The sequence below is a fragment of the Micromonospora saelicesensis genome (assembly GCF_900091575.1).
GTDB lineage: Bacteria > Actinomycetota > Actinomycetes > Mycobacteriales > Micromonosporaceae > Micromonospora > Micromonospora saelicesensis.
Genome location: NZ_FMCR01000001.1, coordinates 1252333 through 1273916, shown reverse-complemented (window position 1 = coordinate 1273916; position 21584 = coordinate 1252333). Strand labels below are relative to the sequence as shown.

Annotated in this window: 17 protein-coding genes; 7 read left to right on the top strand and 10 right to left on the bottom strand. The window is 71.6% G+C overall.

Annotation, left to right across the window (positions count from 1 at the left end; all coding sequences use genetic code 11):
* Positions 1-4: 4 nt before the first annotated feature.
* From GA0070561_RS06035 to GA0070561_RS06005, 7 genes are all read right to left on the bottom strand, one after another.
* Complete coding sequence (locus tag GA0070561_RS06035) at positions 5-640, bottom strand: DedA family protein (RefSeq protein WP_091396100.1); 636 nt, start codon at positions 638-640, stop codon at positions 5-7.
* 151 nt (positions 641-791) lie between these two features.
* Complete coding sequence (locus GA0070561_RS06030; protein WP_091396097.1) at positions 792-2054, bottom strand: adenylosuccinate synthetase; 1263 nt, start codon at positions 2052-2054, stop codon at positions 792-794.
* Complete coding sequence (locus GA0070561_RS06025) at positions 2051-3010, bottom strand: hypothetical protein (protein WP_091396094.1); 960 nt, start codon at positions 3008-3010, stop codon at positions 2051-2053. Before GA0070561_RS06025 ends, GA0070561_RS06030 begins: the two co-directional genes overlap by 4 nt.
* Positions 3011-3019: 9 nt before the next feature.
* Positions 3020-3988 carry a BUD32 family EKC/KEOPS complex subunit gene (locus GA0070561_RS06020; protein WP_091396091.1) on the bottom strand — a complete coding sequence of 323 codons (969 nt, stop codon included), beginning with the start codon at positions 3986-3988 and terminating at the stop codon, positions 3020-3022.
* A complete protein-coding gene (locus GA0070561_RS06015; RefSeq protein ID WP_091396088.1) occupies positions 3985-4737 on the bottom strand; it encodes an NUDIX hydrolase in 753 nt (250 codons plus the stop codon). Before GA0070561_RS06015 ends, GA0070561_RS06020 begins: the two co-directional genes overlap by 4 nt.
* Before the next feature lie 154 nt (positions 4738-4891).
* Positions 4892-5758, bottom strand: a complete 867-nt coding sequence (locus GA0070561_RS06010) for a MaoC/PaaZ C-terminal domain-containing protein (protein WP_091396085.1) — start codon at positions 5756-5758, stop codon at positions 4892-4894.
* A complete protein-coding gene (locus GA0070561_RS06005; RefSeq protein ID WP_091396082.1) occupies positions 5758-7146 on the bottom strand; it encodes a 3-oxoacyl-ACP reductase in 1389 nt (462 codons plus the stop codon). Before GA0070561_RS06005 ends, GA0070561_RS06010 begins: the two co-directional genes overlap by 1 nt.
* 55 nt (positions 7147-7201) lie before the next feature.
* Between GA0070561_RS06005 and GA0070561_RS06000 the strand changes: the two genes are divergently transcribed.
* On the top strand, positions 7202-8494 hold the full coding sequence (locus GA0070561_RS06000; protein ID WP_091396077.1) for an acetyl-CoA C-acetyltransferase: 1293 nt from the start codon (positions 7202-7204) through the stop codon (positions 8492-8494).
* A 110-nt stretch (positions 8495-8604) separates the two neighbouring features.
* Here GA0070561_RS06000 and GA0070561_RS05995 read toward each other — a convergent pair whose 3' ends face one another.
* Positions 8605-10914 (bottom strand): right-handed parallel beta-helix repeat-containing protein, encoded by a 2310-nt coding sequence (locus GA0070561_RS05995; protein ID WP_091396074.1) that lies wholly within the window; start codon positions 10912-10914, stop codon positions 8605-8607.
* A gap of 331 nt (positions 10915-11245) precedes the next feature.
* Here GA0070561_RS05995 and GA0070561_RS05990 point away from each other — a divergent pair, with 331 nt between their 5' ends.
* From GA0070561_RS05990 to purB, 3 genes are all read left to right on the top strand, one after another.
* Positions 11246-12277: a glycosyltransferase family 2 protein gene (locus GA0070561_RS05990; RefSeq protein ID WP_091396070.1), complete on the top strand. Its 1032-nt coding sequence runs from the start codon at positions 11246-11248 to the stop codon at positions 12275-12277.
* Positions 12270-14666, top strand: coding sequence for a hypothetical protein (locus tag GA0070561_RS05985; protein ID WP_091396067.1), 2397 nt, complete (start codon positions 12270-12272; stop codon positions 14664-14666). The genes GA0070561_RS05990 and GA0070561_RS05985 overlap by 8 nt, the downstream gene beginning before the upstream one ends.
* Positions 14667-14749: 83 nt before the next feature.
* A complete protein-coding gene (gene purB / locus GA0070561_RS05980; RefSeq protein WP_091396064.1) occupies positions 14750-16174 on the top strand; it encodes an adenylosuccinate lyase in 1425 nt (474 codons plus the stop codon).
* 99 nt (positions 16175-16273) lie between these two features.
* Here the strand turns inward: purB and GA0070561_RS05975 are convergent, their stop codons facing one another.
* On the bottom strand, positions 16274-16837 hold the full coding sequence (locus GA0070561_RS05975; protein ID WP_091396061.1) for a YbjQ family protein: 564 nt from the start codon (positions 16835-16837) through the stop codon (positions 16274-16276).
* A gap of 24 nt (positions 16838-16861) precedes the next feature.
* Positions 16862-17542, bottom strand: a complete 681-nt coding sequence (locus tag GA0070561_RS05970) for a S1 family peptidase (protein ID WP_091396058.1) — start codon at positions 17540-17542, stop codon at positions 16862-16864.
* Between the two features lie 358 nt (positions 17543-17900).
* Here GA0070561_RS05970 and purS point away from each other — a divergent pair, with 358 nt between their 5' ends.
* The 3 genes from purS to purL all read left to right on the top strand — a co-directional run bounded on the left by purS (position 17901) and on the right by purL (position 21581).
* Positions 17901-18164: a phosphoribosylformylglycinamidine synthase subunit PurS gene (gene purS, locus GA0070561_RS05965; RefSeq protein ID WP_030491392.1), complete on the top strand. Its 264-nt coding sequence runs from the start codon at positions 17901-17903 to the stop codon at positions 18162-18164.
* Entirely contained in the window at positions 18161-18844 is a 684-nt protein-coding gene (purQ, locus tag GA0070561_RS05960; RefSeq protein WP_091396055.1) for a phosphoribosylformylglycinamidine synthase subunit PurQ, read from the top strand. Before purS ends, purQ begins: the two co-directional genes overlap by 4 nt.
* A gap of 67 nt (positions 18845-18911) precedes the next feature.
* The gene (purL, locus tag GA0070561_RS05955; protein WP_091396052.1) at positions 18912-21581 is read left to right on the top strand and encodes a phosphoribosylformylglycinamidine synthase subunit PurL; all 2670 of its coding nucleotides are present in this window, start codon (positions 18912-18914) and stop codon (positions 21579-21581) included.
* Positions 21582-21584: the final 3 nt, after the last annotated feature.

Below are 21584 nucleotides of genomic sequence, written 5' to 3'. Positions count from 1 at the left end.
GGTGTCAGGTCGATCCGGCCCGGTCGGTGGTGGCGGCGGCGCGGCGGCGCGCCCGGTGGCGCAGCCAACGGATGCCCTCGATGCCCAGCGTGACGATCACCGACAGGCCGATCCCGGCGAGGACGCCCTTGACGGGGTGCCGTTCGAAGGCCAGCCCACCGAAGTAGCCGAGCAGCCCGCAGTACAGGGCCCAGGTGACCGTCGCGATCGCGTCGTACAGCAGGAACGACCGGCGGGGATAGCGCACCGCGCCCATGGTGAGGGTGACGGCGGTCCGCCCGCCCGGCAGATACCGGGAAGTGGTCAGGATCAGCCCGCCGCGCCGGTTCAGCGCGCGCCGGGCCCACTCCGAGCTGGCTCGTCGGCGGCTGCCGTCGGGAAACCCGGCGAGGCGTCTCGCGCCGCCACCGCGCCCGATGGCGTACGAGACGTGGTCACCGGCGCAGGCGCCCAGCGCGGCGGCGACGATCACCGCCGCCAGCTTGGGATTTCCGCTGGTGGAGAGCACGGCAGCGGTGATGACGGCAGCCTCGCCGGGTACGGCCGGAAAGAACGCGTCGACCGCCGTGAGCCCGAAGATCAGCAGGTACACCCACGGTGAGGTGACCAGCTGTCGGAGCAGGTCGAGCGCCGAGTCCATGCCTCCATGCTCGCCGGGTGCGACCCGCCCGGTGGCCGAAGCTGCGGGATGACCCCCACCTCGCCCCGCGCCGATCTTGCACTTTGTGCCCGAACCAACCCCTGCAAAAGCCGCAGAACAACTACCGAAAGTGCAAGATCGGCGGGGTGGGTCAGGCCGTGCGAGCCAGGGCCGGTGTGGCCAGCAGCGGGCCGTGTGGGGTCTTGTCGTCGGCGGTGGGGCCCTGCGAGGTGAGCACCACCGGGGTGTCCAGCTCCGCGCGTACCGCTGCCGGCCAGTCCTGCGGCGGATCGTCGTACAGCGGGCGGGATCGCAGCAGGCGGGCGGTGAGCGCGGCCTGGCGGTCCAGGTCCCCGGGCGGGCCCGGGGTGAGCCGGTCGGTGGAGTCGTAGCGGCGGCAGATCCGCAGGTCGGGGCCGGCCAGGTCGAGGTGGGTCAGGGCCAGGCCGTCGACGCCGCCGGCCGCGGCGAGGGCGTACCGGTGGGCGACCGCGTCGAAGTGGCCGAACCGGAACCGGCCCTGCCACGGGTTCGTGGCGTTGTGCGCGTCGGCGAACGGCAGGCTCGGGTCCTCGGTCACCAGCGGGCCGTGCCCGTGCCGGGTGGTGACCACGCGGAGCACCCCGATCCGGGTCACGTCGCCGGGCCGGCCCGCCTCGGCGAGCAGGCTGTCGACGTTGGCGAACGTCGTGGTGCTCCAGGTGGTGTACGGGTGGAAGCCGTGCCACTCGTCGAGCAGCACTCCCTGCGCGCCCTCGAAGACGCAGGTCCCGGTGCGCAGCGCCCCGGCGAGCCAACTGCCGTCGACGATCGCGACCCGGTCGGCGAACCCGGTGTACGCGGGCAGGCAGTCCTCGATGGGTGGCGCGTCCAGCGGGCCCAGCTCGGCGGTCAGCCGGTCCCGCAGGATGGTCAGCCTGCGGCGCAGCAGTGCTGGGTGATGGCAGTCGGCGACCCTGGGCGCGTCGTCGGGGTGGGCGAGACCGTACGCGACGGCCTCGCCCACCCCCAGCCCGCAGGAGCCGTGCCGGTCGGCTCCCCGGGCGATCTCGCGGGCCCGGTTGGCGGCCCGGTGGTACGGAGTGGCGAGCAGTGCGTCCCCGTCGACGGTCAGCCGGTCCAGCGCGTCGGGCACCCCGACCGTGACGAGGTGGTCGGCCTCGGCGGCCAACGCCAGCGGGTCCACCACCACGTGCCGGGACAGGTGCGTACGCACACCGGGACGGAACGTGCCGGCGCCGAACTGTGCGAACGTGTGGTGCCGCCCGTCGCGCAGCACGACGTTGTGTGCCGCCTGCGCGCCCCCGTTGAAGCGGACCACCGTGTGCACGGGACGGGTGGCGCAGAGCCAGTCCACCACAGTGCCCTTGCCGGCGTCTCCGTAGCCGAGGTCGACCACCGCCACGTGGTTCACAGCCGGGTCACCCCACTGGCCGTGTCGGTGAACGCCGGCAGCGTCGACACCTCGGCCCGCCGTTCCCGGCCGAGGCGGGCCAGCGCCTTCGACACGGTCCCGGTGGCGCCGGAGCCGGCGCGGTCCAGGTCGCGCAGGCCCTCGTCCAGGTCGATGGCCTGTTCGCCGAGGCCGATGGTGAGCGCGATGGTCTCGCAGACCGCGTCGAGGTCGTCGAGCACCACGGTGTTCTGCCCGAGCAGGTCCCGCCAGAAGTCGAGCACCTTGGCGTTGCCGGCGTAGTGACTGCCGGTGGGGAGCAGGTAGTAGGTGTCCCAGCGGCGGGTCACCTCGTCGACGACCTGCCGCAGCGGCACGTCCTCGGAGAGGCCGTCCCCGATCAGGCCGGCCACCTCCCGGGCCTTCACCCGCTGGTACGCCAGCTCGTCGCCGATGATGAACAGGTAGCCGCGCCGGCCGCGCTTCTCCCAGTTGTCGGTGACGGTGTGCCGGGCCATGAAGTACATGGCCAGCTCGTACGACTCGCTCATCTGTCCGCCGCCACCGCCCTCCAGCACGATCCGGCCGAGGTCGTCGTCCATCCGGTTGTCCGACTCGAACTGGCCCACCTGCAATGGCACCCGGTCGCAGGTGGCGTCGCCGATGGCACCGAACATGATCTGCGGGTCGCTGGCGTAGCCCTGCCGTTGCAGCAGCCCGAGCAGTTGCGGCAGCTTGGTCTGCAGGACCCGCGGCACCGTGCGCATCGAGCCGGTCACGTCGAAGAGCACCGCGACGGGCGTCGAACGGGGGTGCTCGTCGGAGTCGCGGCTCTCGCGGGTCGCGTCCCTGGGGTCGAGCGCGGGGTGCACGGTGCGCGCCCCGCTGTCGCTGTAGGAGAAGGCGCTCCTGCCGGTGGACCGGCGGTAGCGGTCGGCGGCGTCGTACACGTCGGTGGACCAGATTCCACTGCCCATGACAGCTCCTTAGGGGGTGAGGGTGAAGGGTCGGAAGGTGCGTGGCCCGTAGAGCCGGTCCAGCACCTGGTCGAGTTCGCGCAGCAGGCGCCAGGCGTCGTCGGGCCGGGCGTCCAGGGACCGTTGCCGGCAGCCCTGCGCGAAGGTGCGCAGCTCGCGGGGTACGCGCGGCCCCATCAACCAGCTCATGCAGCGGCTGGCCATCGCGATGTCGGTGCCCGGCCCGCACTGCTGCTTCTTGAGGACCTCCTCCGGGTCCCAGCCGTGGCCGGGTACGACCGCCGGGATTGTGCTCCCGACGGCAGCGGAGAAGCACCAGTCGATCAGCACCACGCCGTGGGCGTCCGGCTCGATCAGCACGTGCCGGGGCAGTACCGCGCCGTGCACCACGCCCGCCCGGTGGGCCAGGCCGAGCACCACCAGCAGCCGCCGCCACATCCAGGCCACATCACGGGCGTCCAGCCCGTCGGGGTACGCGCGCCGCACCTCCTCGAGGTCGTGCAGGCCGGGTGCGGCGGCGAGGACGTTGATCCGCCGTTCCGCGCCGGTGGCGGTGTCCCGCTGCCGGAACTCGTCGACGAGCCGGGGCACGTACGGCAGGTACCGCGGGTCGCCGCGCTCGGCGATGGTGCGCAGGGAGTGCGCCTCGCGGGCCATCAGATCGTTGTCGGTGGGCCGTCGAGGAAGCTTGAGCAGCCGGTCGCCGCCGACGTCGTAGAGGTCGGCCAGGTCACCCGAGTGGGCCAGCGCGCCGAGCCGGTAGTCGCCGAGGACGGTGGTCTGCCGTGCCTGCCACCGGGTGGTGACGTGGATGAACGCGTCGATGGCTTCGGCGCGTACCGCCGGATCGGTCGGCAGGCGGTCGGGGTGCAGGGCCGCGACCAGCTCGCGGTAGCGGCGGGCGGGCTGGTCGGCGCCGAACAGGTCCGCGTCGGTGCGGGCGGCCGCGACCAGGCGAATGGCCTCCGCGGCCCTCACCGCACCGTCTCCTCACGGGCGGGGCGCAGCAGCGCCGGGTGCAGCAGGCGGGCGTCGCCGGCCCGGTAGAGCCGGGCGCGCGGGCCGCCCCGGGCACCACCGCGCTCGGTGCTGGCGCCGGTGCTCTCCACGAAGCCCGGCACGGAGAGCACCTTGCGGTGGAAGTTGCCGGCGTGCAGCGGATGCCCCCAGACCGTCTCGTAGACGGCGCGCAGTTCGCTGATCGTGAACTCGGCGGCGAGGAAGCGGGTGGCGAGCGGGGTGTACTCCAGCTTGGAGCGGGCCCGTTCCAACGCGTCGTCGATGATCCGACCGTGGTCGAAGGCGAGCTGTCGGCTGGTCAACGCGGTCACCGGCAGCCAGATCGCCTCGTCGGCGTCGCTGCCGGCGGCCGGGTCCGGCAGGTCGGGGGCGAACGCGAGGTGGGCGATCGAGACGATCCTCATGCGCGGGTCACGGTCGGGAGCGCCGTAGCTGCCCAACTGCTCCAGGTGTACGCGGCGCAGCGCCTCGCCGCCGAGCCCGGTCTCCTCGGCCAACTCCCGTCGGGCGCCGGCGGTCAGGTCCTCGTCGGGGCGGACGAAGCCCCCGGGCAGCGCCCAGTGCCCCGCGAAGGGTGCCTCGCCGCGCCGGATCAGCAGCAGGTGCAGTGCGCCGTCGCGGATGGTCAGCGCCACCACGTCGACGGTCACGGCGACCGACGGATAGGCCCGGGGGTCGTACGCGGCCAGGAACTCCTGCTCGTTCATCACGTCTCTCTCACCTTGAGAACATCTCGCTGTGAGAACAACTTAGCGCAGAAGTGCGCGCCTGCCAAGGGCAACTCAGCGCACGAACCCGCCTGGTGCGCTCAGCGCACGACGTAGCGCGGTGCGCTCAGCGCACGAACCCGGTGAGGTGCGCTCAGCGCACGAGGCCGGTCAGGTGCGGTCGGCCACGGGAGTCGTGCAGGGCGAACCCGCCGTCCGGCAGGAGCGCGAAGCCCACGGTGCTCGGCAGCGGCACCGGCAGTTTGAAGGCGACCTCGACTGTGTACGCGTCCGGCAGTCGGGCCTCCAGCGCCGCCAGGCAGCGCGCCTTGCTCCACATGCCGTGCGCGATCGGCCGGCGGAAGCCGAACAGCCGCGCCCCGAGTCGGGAGGTGTGGATCGGGTTGTGGTCGCCGGAGACCCGGGCGTACTCCGTACCGATACGCGGTTCCACCCGCCAACGGGCGGTGGCCGTCGGCGCCGCGGGACGTTCGCCGGCCTCGCGCCCGCCCGACTTGCGCTCCCGACCGAGGTACGTCGAGACGCCGCGCCACACCTCCTCCCCGTCGACCGAGCCGACCAGCACCACGTCCACCTGCCGCCCCCGGTCGTGGGGGCGCAGGTCCTCGGCGTACGTGGTGAAGTCGAGGGTCTCGTCGGCGGTGATCGGGCGGTGCCTGGTGATCCGGTTGCCGACGTGCACCAGGCCGATCAGCGGGAGGGGGAAGTCCGGTGCGGTCATCAGGCGCAGGGCCAGCGGAAAGCCCATGACGTGCGGGAACGTCGCGGGCAACCGGTCGGTGAGCCGGAACCCGCAGACCCGGTCGTAGTCGGCCAGCTGCGCCCGGTCGACGCTCACCCCGCCCACTGTCAACTCGACCGCCGGCAGGTTGGGCCCGCGCCGCCCACCGCCGAGGCCCGGTAGCGCGCCGAGCATTGCCCGTCGGTGCAGCGCCCCGACCGCTGGCATCCGGGGCAGTTCGACAGGGGTACGGCTGCCCGACTCCGGCCGCGCGCCCATCACGCCCCCAGCAGGCTCTGGCCGCAGACCCGGACCACGTTTCCGCTGACCGCACCGCTGGCCGGCCAGGCCAACCAGCCGATCGTCTCGGCCACGTCCACCGGCAACCCGCCCTGGGCCAGGCTGTTCATCCGCCGGCCCGCCTCGCGGACCACCAGCGGGATGCGCGCGGTCAGCCGGGTCTCGATGAAGCCGGGGGCCACCGCGTTGACGCTGATCCCGCGCTCCCGCAGGGCCGGTGCGAGCGAGTCGACCAGCCCGATCACGCCGGCCTTGCTGGTGGCGTAGTTGGTCTGCCCCCGGTTACCGGCGATCCCGGCGATCGAGGAGACCGAGATGATTCGCCCGCCGGCCGGGATCAGCTCCCGCTCCAGCAGTACGTCGTTGATCCGCTCCTGGCTGGAGAGGTTGACGTCGATCACCTGGTCCCACCGGTCGGCGTCCATCCGGCCGAGCGTCTTGTCCCGGGTGATGCCGGCGTTGTGCACCACCACGTCGACCCGGCCGTGCCGGCTGGCCAGGTGCTCGGCGAGTCGGGTCGGCGCGTCCGGCGCGGTCAGGTCGAGTTGGACGGCAGTGCCGCCGATGTCGTTCGCCACCGCGGCGAGCGCGTCACCGGCGGCCGGAATGTCCAGGGCCACCACCTTCGCGCCGTCGCGGGCCAGCACCTTCGCCAGCGCCGCACCGATGCCCCGTGCCGCGCCGGTGACCAGCACGACCTGCCCGTCCAGCGGGCGGTCCCAGTCGGCCGGGACGCTCGCCGCGCCGCTGCCGACCCGGATGACCTGGCCCGACACGTACGCGGACCGGCCGGACAACAGGAACCGGATTGTCGATTCGAGGCTCGTGATCGTCCCGGCGGAGTGGGCTGGATCGTCCGCCGCGGTACCGCTCACGTAGACGAGTTGCGCGGTGGTGCCCCGGCCGAACTCCTTGCCGATGCTGCGGACCAGCCCTTCGAGGGCGCGCTGGGCGGTCGCCTCGCGGGGTGTCGGGCACTCCTGCGGCGGGGTGCCCAACACGATCACCCGGCCGCTGGGCAGCACGGCCCGGGCCTGCGGGTGGAAGAAGTCGTAGAGCTGGCGCAGCTCGGTCGAGTCGGTGATCCCGGTGGCGTCGAACAGCAGTGCCCCGTACCGCTGCGGGGCGTCGCCGTGCGAATGGGCGGCGGCGGCCGGGTCGGCCAGCTCGACCCCGGCGGCGGTGAGGATCTTGGCGATCGGCTCGGCGAGCCGGCCGCCGGTGGCCGCGCCGAGCAGGGCCGGGCCGGCCAGCAGTGGGTCGCCGGGGTGGTGCCGGCGCAGTCGGGGCGGGTCGGGCAGCCCGAGGCGCTTGACCAGCGCGCGGCCGGCGGCCGATTGGACGAAGCTCGCGTACCTGTCGGTCATGGGCGTAGCCTACTGGCGAGTAGGGTTCCAGCAACACATGTCGAGGAGGCGGATCGTGCAGAGCATCCGGCGGGTCGCGATCATCGGGGGCAACCGCATCCCCTTCGCCCGTTCCAACGCCCGCTACGCGGACGCGTCGAACGCGGACCTGCTCGGCGCGGCGCTGGACGGCCTGATCGCCCGCTACGGGCTGGCCGGGCAACGCATCGGCGAGGTGGTCACCGGGGCGGTGCTCAAGCACTCCCGCGACTTCAACCTCACCCGCGAGGTGGTCCTCGGCTCCCGGCTCGACCCACACACCCCGGCGTACGACATCCAGCAGGCCTGCGGCACCGGCCTGGAGGCGACCATCCTGGTCGCCAACAAGATCGCCCTCGGTCAGCTCGACGTGGGCATCGCCGGCGGTGTCGACACCACCTCCGACGCCCCGCTCGCCGTCAACGAGGAGATGCGCCGCACGCTGCTCAAGCTCAACTCGGCCCGTACGCTGGGCGAACGGCTCAAGATCGCGGCGAAGCTGCGCCCACTTCAGCCGTTCAAGCCGGAGATCCCGCGCAACGCCGAGCCGCGTACCGGCCTGTCCATGGGCGACCACGCCGCCCGGACCGCCCTGCGCTGGCAGATCGACCGGCGCTCCCAGGACGAGCTGGCGCTGCGCTCACACCAGCGCCTCGCGGCCGCGTACGACAGGGGTTTCTTCGACGACCTGATGACGCCGTACCTGGGGCTCACCCGGGATCAGAACCTCCGCCCGGACAGCAGCCTGGAGAAGCTCGCCTCGCTGAAGCCGGTCTTCGGCACCCGCGGCCCGGACGCCGAGCAGGCCACCATGACGGCCGGCAACTCGTCGCCGCTCACCGACGGCGCGTCCACGGTGTTGCTGGCCAGCGAGGAGTGGGCGGCGGCGCACCACCTGCCCGTGCTGGCCTGGTTCAGCTGGTCGGAGACAGCGGCGGTGGACTTCGTGCACGGCGACGAGGGGTTGCTGATGGCACCCGCGTACGCGGTGCCCCGGATGCTGGCCCGCGCCGGGCTGACGTTGCAGGACTTCGACTACTACGAGATCCACGAGGCGTTCGCGTCGCAGGTGCTGGCCACCCTCGCCGCATGGGAGTCGCCGGAGTTCACCAAGGACCGGCTCGGGCTGGACACGCCGCTGGGCGCGATCGACACCGACCGGCTCAACGTGAACGGTTCGTCGCTTGCCGCCGGACATCCCTTCGCCGCCACCGGCGGACGGATCGTGGCGACCCTGGCGAAGCTGCTGGCCGAGCGGGGCAGTGGGCGCGGGCTGATCTCCATCTGCGCCGCCGGTGGTCAGGGCGTGACCGCCATCCTGGAGCGCTGACCGGAGTGTGCACGGCGACGCCCGCCGGACCCGAGGGTCCGGCGGGCGTCGATCCTGCGGTAGGGCTCAGTCGATCCTGCGGTAGGGCTCAGTCGATCCTGCGGTAGGGCTCAGCCGAGGATGAACCTCTCCCAGGTGCTGATGGTCGGGCGGTTGGCGATCAGGGGCTTGCTGCCGGCGCCGTCGGCGCTGACGTACAGGTTGTTGACGCCGGCCTTGAGGCTCACCGTGCCGTCGCTGCTGCGGACCAGGGTGAACCGCTCCCAGGTGCTGGCCGTCGAGGCTTTCGCGATCAGCGGCTTGGCGCCTGCGCCGTCGGCGGACACGAAGCGGTTGTTGGCGCGGGCGAAGATAGCGATCTGCCCATTGCCGAGGTCCGCGAAGTCGAACCGCTCCCAGCTGCCGGCGGTCGCCGCGCTCGCGATCAGCGGCTTCACACCGGCACCGTCGGCAATCACGAAACGGCCGTTCACGCTGGCCTTCAGCGACCTGTTCGCGTCGGCGACCGGAACCTGATGGAACTTCTCCTGGGCGCTGATCGTCGACCGGCTCGCCGACAGGGTCAGAGCACCGCTGGGATCGGCGGTGGCGTACAGGTTGTTGCTCGCCTTGAGGCTGACGGTGCCGTCACTGTTGCGGACGACTGTGAACTTCTCCGCGGCGCCGACCGCCTGGCTTTCGGCGCTGAGCGATTCGTTGGCCAACTGGGTGACGTATCGACCGTTGGCCCGTGCGACGAGGGCCACCTGTCCGTTGCCGGCGTCCGCCAGGTCGTACTGCGCGGCAGCGGTCAGGCCGGCCTGGTTCGGTCGCATGGGCGCGGCACCGACGTAGCGCAGGGTGGAGAGCGCGAGCAGACCCACGGAGGCGGTCCGCCGCAGCACGCTGACCTTTTCGGTGCTGCTGCCAGACAGGCCGTCGGTCCCCCGGGGGCTGACCGTGACGTCATAGGTGCCCGGTGTGGCGTATTTGTGCGTGGCGATCGGAGTGGACTGGGTGACGGAGGTCCCGTCGCCCCAGCTGAACTCGTACATGTCGATCGGGGTGAAGCCCGGCGTGGAGGCGGAGGCGTCCACCCTGACCGTGCTCGTGCCGAGATCCACTGTGGCGTCGAAGGACGCCACCGGGTGCTTGACGCTTTCCGCAGTGCCACGGTCGGCGTACGCGATCGGGCCGGCGCCGGTGTTCGCCACGGCCGGATCGTCCCGGCGTGGCTTTCCGTCGGTGTCGAGATCCTGGTAGCCGGGCGCCGTCGAGTTCGCCGAGTCGATATTTTCCCGGACATCCGCCGTGTACCGGTCGTGTGCGGCCTGCCCGGAGACGGTGCGGAACTGGGTGAGACCCATCCTGGTGCCGTTCCAGGAGTAGCCGGTCGCGGACGTGGACTGGTGCCAGGTGTTGTTGTAATCGATGACAGTGCCGCTCGGCGCCTCGTCGTAGACCCCGATCTCGGCCCCCTCGGGAGCCTGCGGATCGCAGTAGCCCTGGTTGAAGGCGCCGTTGTTGCGGAGCACGTTGTTCTGCACCGATACCTGGGACGACGCCCCGTCCACCCGGATGCCGCCCAGGCAGCGGTCCTGGATGTCGTTGTTGGCGATGGCCGTGCCCACGGCTCCGCGGCTGTGGATGCCGTATCCGATCCCGCCCTTGATCCGGTTGTTGGCGATCACCGTCGAGGAGGCGGCAGGGCCCACCGAAATGGCAGCTCCGGAGAAGCCGGCAACATCGCCACTGAGGATCGTGTTGCGCGGCCCGTCGATTCGAATGCCCACGCCGCCACCGGAGGGGGCGTGCTTCGGGTCGGTCGACACCAACGTGTCGTCGATGATCACCTCGCTGGTGGACGCATCCATGGTCAAGCCGCCAGCAAGCGCCGTCCCGCTGGCGATGACCTGTTCCAGCGCCGACACCGTCACATTGGCGAGTCGGATGGCGGGCGCGGTCGCGACGTTCGCCATGGTGAATTTGCTGCCCGCGACCAAGATGTTCGAGGCGTTACGCAGATCGAGGGCGGGCACATCGGCTGACCCGCTGACGTTGAGTTCCTGGATGTAGATGTCGTGCTGGCCGTCAACGACCAGGCCCGCGTTCGGACCGACAAGCGTCACCGGGGTACGAGGGGTATTGGCGATGAAGGAGATCGGCAATTCCACAGTGCCGGAGCGGGTGATGGTGACGCGCTCGGCGTAGGTGCCGCCGTCGACATAAACCGTCGTGCCGGCGGTCACCACGGCGGCTGCTGCACTGATCGTGCAGAACGGCGCGGTCGCGGAGCCGGGCCCCTGGTCGGAGCAGTTCGCGTCGGCCTGCTTGACGTACAGAACCTCAGGTTCGGCTGCCTGGGCGGGTGTGCCGGTGGCCAGCAGGGTGCCGCCGGTCACCGCGATCGCGGTGAGGCCGGCGAGGGATCTTCTACGCATGCGTGCCCTCTGTCGAGAAGGTGGATTCGGCGTCGCCGGAGATCAGACGGAAATCATGATCCGATACCGGCTGGTAGCGCACCGCCCTGGGCGACAAAACGGCCACCGGGCCCCACCGGGCACCCGTCCTGAGTCGACAGCCCGTACGGCGTGACCGCCGTCCTGGAGCGCTGAACGCGAGATCGTCCCTTACCGGGGTGACTGCCAGCAGGCGTTAACGGACCGTTCAGCGGCTGGTCCGCTGGTGGAGGGTTTACCACGCGATGGTGATCGTTGCCGCGCCCCCGGCGCGATTCGATCACTCCTGCGTGCGGAACGGGGCCGTAACACTATGGAGTCCGTCGTTCCACGGACGACCACCCTCTCGGTGGTCATCCCGATGTTCAATGAGACCGCGGTCATTCCGGCACTGGTCGCCCGGCTCCGGCCGGTGCTCGACGCGCTCGGCGTCGACTACGAGGTGGTCGCCGTCGACGACGGCAGCCGGGACGACACCGTGTCGGTGCTCTTCGACCACGGCCGGGAATGGCCACAGCTGCGGGTGCTCCGGCTGCGGCGCAACAGCGGCCACCAGGCGGCGTTGACCGCCGGCCTGCACCGGGCCGTCGGCCAGTGGGTGGTCAGCCTCGACGCCGATCTCCAGGATCCGCCGGAGACCATCGCCGAGATGCTCCGGGTGGCCCGCGAGGACGGGGTGGATGTGGTCTACGGCGTTCGCGCCGACCGCAGCACCGACACGGTCTTCAAGCGCAACAGCGCCCGTGGCTACTACTGGGCGATGCGCCGGCTCGTCGGCGTCGACCTGCCCGCGCAGGCCGGCGACTTCCGGTTGCTCAGCCGGGACGTGATCGAGGTCCTGCGCCGGTTGCCCGAACGCTCCCCGGTCTACCGGCTGCTGGTGCCGTCGCTCGGCTTTCCCAGCGCCGAGGTGCGTTACGACCGCGAGGCCCGCGCCGCCGGCGAGACGAAGTATCCGCTGCGCAGGATGGTGGCCCTGGCCTGGGAGAGCACCGCGAACTTCTCCGCCGCGCCACTGCGCCTGGCCACCTGGCTGGGGATGTCGAGCTTCCTGCTCTGCCTCGCGCTGATCGTGTTCGGCATGGTCGCCCACGTCTCCGGCACCACCATCCCCGGCTGGACCTCGATGTTCGTGGCGTTACTGCTGCTCAGCGGGGTGCAGCTGGTCTGCCTCGGCCTGCTGGGCGAGTACGTCGGCCGGATCTACGCCACAGTGCAGAACCGGCCCGCGTTCCACATCGGGTTCGACTCGCGGGATGAAGCCCCGGACGCGGAGCCGCTCGCCCGGAACTGTGACGTCTCCGGTACGCCGAGCCTCGATTCGGCGGTCGGCGTCCGTGGCTGACCTCCTACTGGCCGAGCGATCGGACGCCCCGGCCCCGGCGCCGGGTCGGAACGGTCCCGGGTCGGTCCTCAGCGCGCTCCCGTGGGTGCTCGTGATCGCCGCGCTGCTCCTGGTCTGGTCCCGCGGCAGTGTGCCCGCCCCGGACCTCGCGCGGTTCTCCGCGTACTGGGTCTTCGCGCTGGTGTTCCCCGGCACCCTGGTGCACCGCGCGCTGCGCGGCAGCCGGGGCAACCTCCCGGAGGACCTCGGCTACGGCGCGGCCACCGGTCTGCTGCTGGAGATCATCGCCTGGGCGTTGGCTGCGGCGACCGGTCAGCAGTCCCTGCTGCGATGGTGGCCGCTGCCCGTCCTCGTCGCGTTCGCCGCCGTCCCCCGGCTGCGCCGGCACTGGCGGGTCGAAGAGCGCCGTCCGCTGCCAGTCGCCTGGCACTGGGGGATGGGCGCGGCGCTGCTGGTGGTGCTCGCCTGGGGATACACCCAGTGGCGGATGGTCCCGCTGCCTCCCGTGTACGGCGGCTACTACCAGGACGTGCTCTACCACCTGGGTCTGGTGCAGGAGCTGACCCGGGCGATGCCGTTCGAGTTGCCGCACGTCGCCGGGGAGGCCCTGCGCTATCACTACCTGTCCGACGCGCACATCGCCAGTGGCAGCATGATCACCGGAATCTCGCCGGCGGTGGTGCTGCTGCGACTCTGGCTGGTGCCCGTGGTCGGTACCGCGGCGCTGCTCGCAGCCGGGCTCGCCCGTGACCTGAGCGGGTCCGTCTGGGCCGGCCCGGTGGCCGCCCTCGCCGCCTTCATCGGAGCGGGGGTCACGCTCGGCTCGCCGGTGGGCGCGTCCGGCGAGATGCCGCTGTCGTACGCCAGCCCCTCCCAGACGTACGTGCTGGTGCCGTTGCTGCTGCTCGCCGGGCTCATCATCGACGTGGTCCGAGGGCGTTCCCTCGGCCGGGCCTGGCCGCTGGTTCCGGTGCTCGGGCTGATCTGTGCGGGGGCGAAGTCCAGCGCGTTGCCGCCGTTGATCGCCGGCCTGGGTCTCACCGCCGTCGTTTTCTGGTGGCGGAAGCGACAGGTCCCGCGACCCGCCCTGGTGGCGCTGGCCTGCCTCGGGGCGGCGATGGCGCTCGGCTTCCGACTGTTCGCCGGTGGCGGGGCCGGCACGCTGCGCGTGCAGGCGTTGGCGTTGCTGCACTTCATCGCCCCGTACTCCGAGACCCTCGGAACGGGTGACGGAATCTGGCCGAGCGCCCCGTTGCCACCGGGCATCAACGACGGGGGCCTTGTCGGGTGGCTGCTGGCGTTCGCTGTGGTCGCCTGGTGGGTGCTGGCTCAGGCGCCCCGGTGGGTGGGCATGAGCCTGCTCGCCGACGGCGGGCAGCGGGCCGACCCGGCCGTCTGGCTGCTCGCCGGCACGGTCCTGGCCGGTGCTGCCACCACCTGGGTGTTCCAGCACCCGTCGATCAGTCAGATCTACTTCTGGATGGGCGTCATCCCGGTCGGCGTCGTGCTGACCACCTGGTCGCTCGCCCAGGCCCGAGCGCCCTGGCCGGCGCTGGTGGTGCCCGCCGTGGCCGGCGCGCTGGCGGGGATCGCCACGGCCGGCACTGTGGTGGGCTTCGCCGTGCCGAGGATCAGCCGCCCCGGCACCCCCACCACCTCGACCATCGAGGGGTGGCTGCGGGTGCTGGGTCTCTCGGCCACCCGGTACGTGCTGTTCGTGGCGGTGGCCGCCGCGCTCGCCGTCGGGGTGGCCGCCCGCTGGCGGCGCCGCGTCCCGGCGCCGGCGGCTTCGGCGGCGGGCTCGGGAGGTCGTCGGCGGGCGGTGACGATCGCCCTGGCCGGGGTCACCGCGGCGATGCTCGGTGCCAGCGCCGCCGTCGTCGTGGGCGGGACCGTCCGCTCGGTGTTGACCGAGCCGGTGCCGGCCACCGGGCCGCAGCCGTACGCGCTGACCGCCGACGAGATGCGCGCGGCGCTGTGGCTGGACGACAACGCCGCCGACGACGACGTGGTCGCCACCAACGTGCACTGCCAGCCGGTGCGGACCACCCCGCACTGCGACGCCCGTGCGTTCTGGGTGACCGGCCTCGGTGGGCACCGCACTGTGGTGGAGAGCTGGAGCTACACCGACGCGGTAGTGGCCGCGCACGGCGTCGAGAACCTCGGGTACGCCCGACAGGACTTCCCCGACCCGGCGCTGCTCGCGCTCAACGACGGGGTGTTCCGCACGCCGACCCAGGCTGACCTGGACCGGCTCCGCACCGAGCACGGGGTCAGGTGGTTGTTCGCCGACGCCAGGGCGGGCGCGGTGTCGCCGGAGCTGGCCGCACTGGCCCAGGTCCGGCTGGTCGCCGGCTCGGTCACCGTCTACGAGCTGAACAGCCCCTGACGGCCTGACCAACCCGCCCGGTCCCGCTGGTCGACCCCGGCCCGGTCCCGGTGTCGACCAGCCGGTGCGGGACAATGAGGTACGTGACGACGATCCCCAACGTGCTGGCCAACCGGTACGCCTCGCCCGAACTGGTCGCCCTCTGGTCCCCGGAGGAGAAGGTCCGGATGGAGCGGCGGCTCTGGCTCGCCGTTCTCCGCGCTCAACGCGACCTGGGCGTGCCGGTGCCGGATGGCGTGGTCGAGGCGTACGAGCGGGTGCTCGACCAGGTCGACCTCGCCTCGATCGCCGAGCGGGAGCGGGTCACCCGGCACGACGTGAAGGCCCGGATCGAGGAGTTCAGCGCGCTCGCCGGCCACGAGCATGTGCACAAGGGGATGACCTCCCGGGACCTCACCGAGAACGTCGAGCAGCTTCAGGTGCGCGCCTCACTGGAGCTGATCCGCGATCGGGTGGTGGCCACCCTCGCCCGGTTGGCCTGGCTGGCCCACGAGCACTCCGAGCTGGTCATGACGGGTCGTTCGCACAACGTGGCGGCGCAGGCCACCACGCTGGGCAAGCGCTTCGCGTCGGCGGCGGAGGAGTTGCTGATCGCGTACGAGCGGCTGGAGGAGTTGATCGCCCGCTACCCGCTGCGGGGGATCAAGGGACCGGTCGGGACGGCCGCCGACCAGCTCGACCTCTTCGACGGTGACGCCGACAAGGTGGCCGAGCTGGAGCGACGGGTCGCCGAGCACCTGGGCTTCTCCCGGGTGCTGGACAGCGTCGGGCAGGTCTACCCGCGCTCGCTCGACTTCGACGTGCTGGCCGCGCTGGCCCAGACGGCCGCCGCGCCGTCGTCGCTGGCCACCACGATCCGGTTGATGGTCGGCCAGGAGTTGGCGACCGAGGGCTTCAAGCCGGGTCAGGTCGGTTCCAGCGCGATGCCGCACAAGATGAACACCCGTTCCTCCGAGCGGGTGAACGGCTTCGCCGTGATCATTCGGGGTTACCTGTCGATGGTCGGCGAGCTGGCCGGTGACCAGTGGAACGAGGGGGACGTGTCCTGCTCGGTGGTCCGTCGGGTGGCACTGCCGGACGCGTTCTTCGCCGCCGACGGGCTGTTTCAGACGTTCCTCACCGTGCTCGACGAGTTCGGCGCGTACCCGGCGGTGATCAACCGGGAGTTGGAGCGCTTCCTGCCGTTCCTGGCCACCACGAAGATCCTGGTCGCGGCGGTCCGGCGGGGCGTCGGCCGGGAGGTCGCCCACGAGGTGATCAAGGAGCACGCGGTGGCGGTGGCCCTGGCGATGCGCGAGAAGGGCTCACCGGAGAACGACCTCTTCGACCGCCTGGCGGCGGACGGCCGACTCGGCCTGTCCCGCGCCGACATCGACACCCTGGTCGCCGACCGCAACGCCTTCGTAGGTGCCGCCCAAGCCCAGGTGGCAGCGGTGACAAGCCGCATCACCACTGTGGTGACCGCCCACCCGGAAGCCGCCACCTACAGCCCACCCCCCATCCTCTAACCCACCCACCCACCCTCTGCGCGTTGATCATGAAGTTGTTGCTGCGACACGCCGGTGCGCAGGGCAATAACTTCATGATCAACGGGGTGGGTGGGTGGGTTACTCGCCGGTTGGGGTTTCGGCGGCGGTTCTCAGGTTGGGGGCGCTGGCCGGTTCGGCGATGCCGCCGGGAGACTCGGTGAAGCCCGCGATTTCCGCGGTCTCCGCGGCGACCGCCGGCTGGTCGGCCGGCATGACCTCGGGCATCTTGGGTACGGCGACCACTGCCGTCCCGTACGCGCAGATCTCCATCCACATCTCGCCGCAGTCCCGGCTGTCGAACCGCATGCCGATCACCGCGTTCGCGCCGAGCCGCAGGGCCTCCTCGCCGAGGCGGGCCACCGAGTCGGTGCGCCACCGCGTCAGGTTGTCCGGGGCCATCGGGTCGTACGCGCCACCGCGCAGGTTCTTCACACCCTCGCGGTACGGGTTGCGCGTCCTGGCCATCGATGACACCACCTCACCGAGAATCTGGCGGATCTCGTAGCCGGGCAGTTGCTCTGTCGTCACGACCAGCACGGTTCCGATGCTGTCAGGAGTGGCGCGACCCGATCGTGTGCATTGTTCACCTGATCGGATGCTGCAAAACGACGCGGCGCGGACGGCCGGCACGTGGCCGACCATCCGCGCCGAGCGGGGCGCTAACCGTCAGACACCGGCCACCGAGGTGATCCAGGCCCGGTTGTACGCAACGCTGCCGTAGTTCTGGATGCTCGACCCGTCGGCGGTGGAGGCGACGCCGACCTGCTGACCGTTGTAGAACTGCGGACCGCCGGAGTCACCGCGCCAGGCGTTGCCGTTGATCCGGGTGCTGCGGATCGCCTGGCCGCCGTACGCGTCGGTGGCGCTGTTGCTGGTCACCCGGACGGTGGCGGTCTTCAGCTGGGTGGACGCCGAGCAGCCGCTGTAGCAGGTCATGCCCCAGCCGTAGATCGAGTTCGTCGAGTTGATCGGCGGGTTGCTGCTGGCCAGGCTCACCGCGGAGGTGCTGACGGTGCTGGAGAGCCGCATGAGTGCGAGGTCGTTGCGGGTGTAGGTGGCGCTGACCGTGCGGGTGACCCCGCCGGAGGTGCGGTTCACGCTTCCGACGCGCACCGACATGGTGCCGCTGATGCAGTGCCGGGCGGTGAGCACCCACTGCGCGGCGATGACGCTGCCGGAGCAGGTGAACGAGCCGTTGCTGAGCACCGCGGCGGCCCAGGGGGCGGACGAGACGGTGCCGCCGCCGATGATGTTCGGGCTGGGCGGGGAGGCGGACGCGGCGGACGTGACGCCGAGGGCGCCGACCAGCGCGGTGCTGAGTACGGCGAGCAGGGGGCGGATGCGCATCGGGTGGACTCCTTGGACGGGGCGGGCCCGGGGTCGCCGGGTGCGGATGGTGCCGGGCGGCGGGGGTTCCCGGAGCCGGCGGAATCGACTTGCGTCGATGTAGAGTAGGACGCGACGCGATCGTTATCAAGGAGTTGATCGAGGTTGCCCAATGTAACGATTCGGCCACCCGCTGCGCCGTATATGTCCTGCTAGGGCCACCTGTAGTGCCTGACAGGTCCGACTGGGCGTCAGTAATGTCGATCACTGCCTGAACTGCACCCGGCCGGTGCGTCCGCGGCGATATCTGCCAGGTACGCTGGCTGCGCTCGCCCATTGTGGGTCGGCACCCAACTGCGTACACAGTCAGGAGTGCCCAGTGCCTCGCGTCGTCGTCGACGTCATGCTCAAGCCCGAGATCCTTGATCCGCAGGGCCAGGCCGTCGCAAACGCGCTGCCCCGGCTCGGCGTCGGTGACGTCGCCTCGGTTCGGATCGGCAGGCGGATCGAGATCGAGTTCACCGGTGAACCGGACCTGGACCGCGCTCGGGAGATTGCCGACAAACTGCTCGCCAACCCGGTCATCGAGGACTTCACCGTCCGCCTGGTCGAGGCCGACGAGACTGCGGACGCCCGCTCGTGACCGCCCGGGTCGGTGTGGTCACCTTCCCCGGCTCGCTCGACGACGGGGACGCGGCCCGGGCCGTCCGGATCGCCGGCGCTGAGCCGGTCCGGCTCTGGCACGGCGACCCGGAGCTGCACGGTGTCGACGCGGTCGTCCTGCCCGGCGGTTTCTCCTACGGTGACTACCTGCGGTGCGGCGCCATCGCCCGGTTCGCGCCGGTGATGGAGACGATCGTGGACGCCGCCCGGGGTGGTCTGCCGGTGCTCGGCATCTGCAACGGCTTCCAGATCCTCTGCGAGGCGCACCTGCTGCCCGGCGCGCTCACCCGCAACCAGCACCTGCACTTCCGCAACCGGGACCAGGTCCTGCGCATCGAGTCGGCCGGGACGGCGTGGACCAACGCGTTCCAGCCCGGCCAGGAGGTGCTCATCCCGGTCAAGAACGGCGAGGGCTGCTACGTCGCGGACACCGCGACGCTGGACCAGCTCGAAGCCGAAGGTCGGGTGGTCGCCCGCTACGTCGGCGGCAACCCCAACGGGTCCCAGCGGGACATCGCCGCGATCACCAACGCCGCCGGCAACGTGGTCGGCATCATGCCGCACCCCGAGCACGCGGTGGAGGCGCTCACCGGCCCTTCGCTGGACGGCCTCGGCTTCTTCACGTCGGTCCTCAAGCACCTGGTGGGGGCGCCGGCATGACCGGCGGCACGATCATCGGTCAGCTCAACCGCCGGTCTGGCGGGCACGAGCGCAGCGAGGAGAGGTCATGACCACCCATCCGGACCCGGTACGGGACACACCGGAGGCGTACTCCGCCCCGGCGCAGCCGGCCGAGCCGAACCCGGCGCAGCCGGTCGCCCCGGCGACCGCTCCCGCCCAGCCGGCCGCCGCCGTCTGGACCGAGGGCGTGGACACCGTGCCGCGCGCCGGTGGCACCCCGGGCGAGCTTCAGCCGTACACCGAGCTGGGCCTGCGCGACGACGAGTACGACCGGATCCGGCAGATCCTCGGCCGCCGGCCCACGCAGTCCGAGCTGGCGATGTATTCGATCATGTGGAGCGAGCACTGCTCCTACAAGTCGAGCAAGGTGCACCTGCGCCAGTTCGGTGAGAAGGCCCCGCACAGCGACCGGATGCTCGCCGGCATCGGTGAGAACGCCGGTGTCGTGCAGATCTCCGACGAGCTCGCGGTGACCTTCAAGGTCGAGTCGCACAACCACCCGAGCTTCGTCGAGCCTTACCAGGGCGCGGCGACCGGCGTCGGTGGCATCGTCCGGGACATCCTCGCCATGGGTGCCCGCCCGGTCGCGGTGATGGACCCGCTGCGCTTCGGTGCCGCGGACCACCCGGACACCGCCCGGGTGCTCACCGGTGTGGTCGCCGGCGTCGGCGGCTACGGCAACTGCCTGGGCCTGCCCAACATCGGTGGAGAGCTGGTCTTCGACCCCTCCTACCAGGGCAACCCGCTGCTCAACGCGCTCTGCCTGGGCGTGCTGCCGGTCAGCCGGCTGCAGAACAAGGCCGCCGCCGGCCCGGGCAACGTTGTCGTCCTGATGGGCGCCAAGACCGGCCGCGACGGCATCGGTGGCGTCTCGGTGCTGGCCAGCGCCACCTTCGACGAGGGCAGCGAGGCGCGTCGCCCCGCCGTGCAGGTCGGTGACCCGTTCACCGAGAAGCTGCTGATCGAGGCGTGCCTCGAGCTGTACGACGGCCAACTGGTCGTCGGCATCCAGGACCTCGGCGGCGCCGGTCTGACCTGCGCGCTCACCGAGACCGCCGCCGCTGCCGGCACCGGCATGCGGGTCTGGCTGGAGCGGGTGCCGCTGCGTGAGCCCTCAATGGACCCGCACGAGATCCTGGCCAGCGAGTCGCAGGAGCGGATGCTGCTGGTCGTCGAGCCGGACAAGCTCGACGCGGTGCTCAAGACCTGCGAGAAGTGGGGCGTCCTCGCCACCGCGATCGGTGAGGTCACCGCACCGGAGCCGGACGGCCGCCCCGGTCGCCTGCTGATCACCTGGCAGGACCACCTTGTCGTCGACGTGCCCCCGGGTTCGCTGGTCGACGACGGCCCGGTCTACGCCCGACCGATGCGTGAGCCGGCCGACCTGATCCTGCTCCAGGCCGACCGGGCCGAGACGCTGCCCCGCCCGGCCGACCCGGAGGCGCTGCGGGAGACCGTGCTGCGCATGATCGCGTCGCCCAACCTGGCCGACAAGTCCTGGGTCACCGAGCAGTACGACCGCTACGTGCTGGGCAACACCGTGCTCGCCCAGCCGGAGGACGGCGGCGTGATCCGGATCGACGAGCGGACCGGGTTGGGTGTGGCGCTGTCGGTGGACGGTAACGGCCGGTACGCCAGGCTGGACCCGTACAACGGCACCAAGCTGGCCCTGGCCGAGGCGTACCGGAACGTGGCGGTGACCGGCGCGAAGCCGATCGCCGTCACCGACTGCCTCAACTTCGGCTCCCCGGAGGACCCGGGCGTGATGTGGCAGTTCGCCGAGGCCGTCCGCGGCCTGGCGGACGGCTGCCTGGAGCTGGGCATCCCGGTGACCGGCGGCAACGTCAGCTTCTACAACCAGACCGGTGCCGCGGCCATCCACCCGACCCCGGTGGTCGGTGTGCTGGGCGTGCTGGACAACGTCGCCGACCGGGTGCCGATGGGCTTCGTGCCGCGCGCCGGTGGCGACCACGACCAGCTCTACCTGCTCGGCGAGACGAACGTGGAGCTGTCCGGCTCGGAGTGGGCCTGGGTGACGCACGAGCACCTCGGCGGCATTCCGCCGCAGGTCGACCTTCTCCGCGAGAAGGCGCTGGCCGAGCTGCTGGCCGAGGCGGCCCGGGTCGGCCACCTGGCCTCCGCACACGACCTCTCCGACGGCGGTCTCGCCCAGAGCCTGGTCGAGTCCTGCCTGCGGCGCGGCGTCGGTGCCCGGGTCGCGGTGCCGGAGCAGTTCGCCGAGGGGTCGATGCCGTTCGTCTACCTGTTCAGCGAGTCCGCCACGCGGGCGCTGGTCTCGGTGCCACGCGGCCACGACAAGGCGTTCGCGGCGCTCTGCGCCGAGCGGGGTGTGCCGTTCGAGCTGATCGGCGTCACCGACCCGTCCGGTGGGGCGCTCGAGGTGCACGGCCAGTTCCGGATCGGCCTGGACGAGCTGCGCACCGCGCACACCGAGACGTTGCCGCGCCTCTTCGGGGGCTCGGCGGCCGTCGAGGTGCCCGCGCCGGCCGCCGGTGTGGCGGGTGCGGTCGAGGCCGTCCCGCTGCCGGTCGCGCAGGCTGAGCCGGTCGACGCGGCGGCGGTGGTCTCCGAGCCGATCGCTTCCTCGGGTCCTTCCCCGGAGACCGGCGCGGTCGAGCCGATCGGGTCGGAGCAGCCCGACGGGGCGTCCGAGTCTGACCCCGGTGTCACCGAGCCGTCGCCTGACGAGCGCTGAGGC

What these genes read in the sequence shown, in the direction of transcription:
- GA0070561_RS06035 (WP_091396100.1), bottom strand. Translation starts at nt 640, where the DNA reads ATGGACTCGGCGCTCGACCTGCTCCGACAGCTGGTCACCTCACCGTGG.
- GA0070561_RS06025 (WP_091396094.1), bottom strand. Translation starts at nt 3,010, where the DNA reads ATGGGCAGTGGAATCTGGTCCACCGACGTGTACGACGCCGCCGACCGC.
- GA0070561_RS06015 (WP_091396088.1), bottom strand. Translation starts at nt 4,737, where the DNA reads ATGAACGAGCAGGAGTTCCTGGCCGCGTACGACCCCCGGGCCTATCCG.
- GA0070561_RS06010 (WP_091396085.1), bottom strand. Translation starts at nt 5,758, where the DNA reads ATGGGCGCGCGGCCGGAGTCGGGCAGCCGTACCCCTGTCGAACTGCCC.
- GA0070561_RS06005 (WP_091396082.1), bottom strand. Translation starts at nt 7,146, where the DNA reads ATGACCGACAGGTACGCGAGCTTCGTCCAATCGGCCGCCGGCCGCGCG.
- GA0070561_RS05995 (WP_091396074.1), bottom strand. Translation starts at nt 10,914, where the DNA reads ATGCGTAGAAGATCCCTCGCCGGCCTCACCGCGATCGCGGTGACCGGC.
- GA0070561_RS05990 (WP_091396070.1), top strand. Translation starts at nt 11,246, where the DNA reads ATGGAGTCCGTCGTTCCACGGACGACCACCCTCTCGGTGGTCATCCCG.
- GA0070561_RS05975 (WP_091396061.1), bottom strand. Translation starts at nt 16,837, where the DNA reads ATGGTCGGCCACGTGCCGGCCGTCCGCGCCGCGTCGTTTTGCAGCATC.
- GA0070561_RS05970 (WP_091396058.1), bottom strand. Translation starts at nt 17,542, where the DNA reads ATGCGCATCCGCCCCCTGCTCGCCGTACTCAGCACCGCGCTGGTCGGC.
- purL (WP_091396052.1), top strand. Translation starts at nt 18,912, where the DNA reads ATGACCACCCATCCGGACCCGGTACGGGACACACCGGAGGCGTACTCC.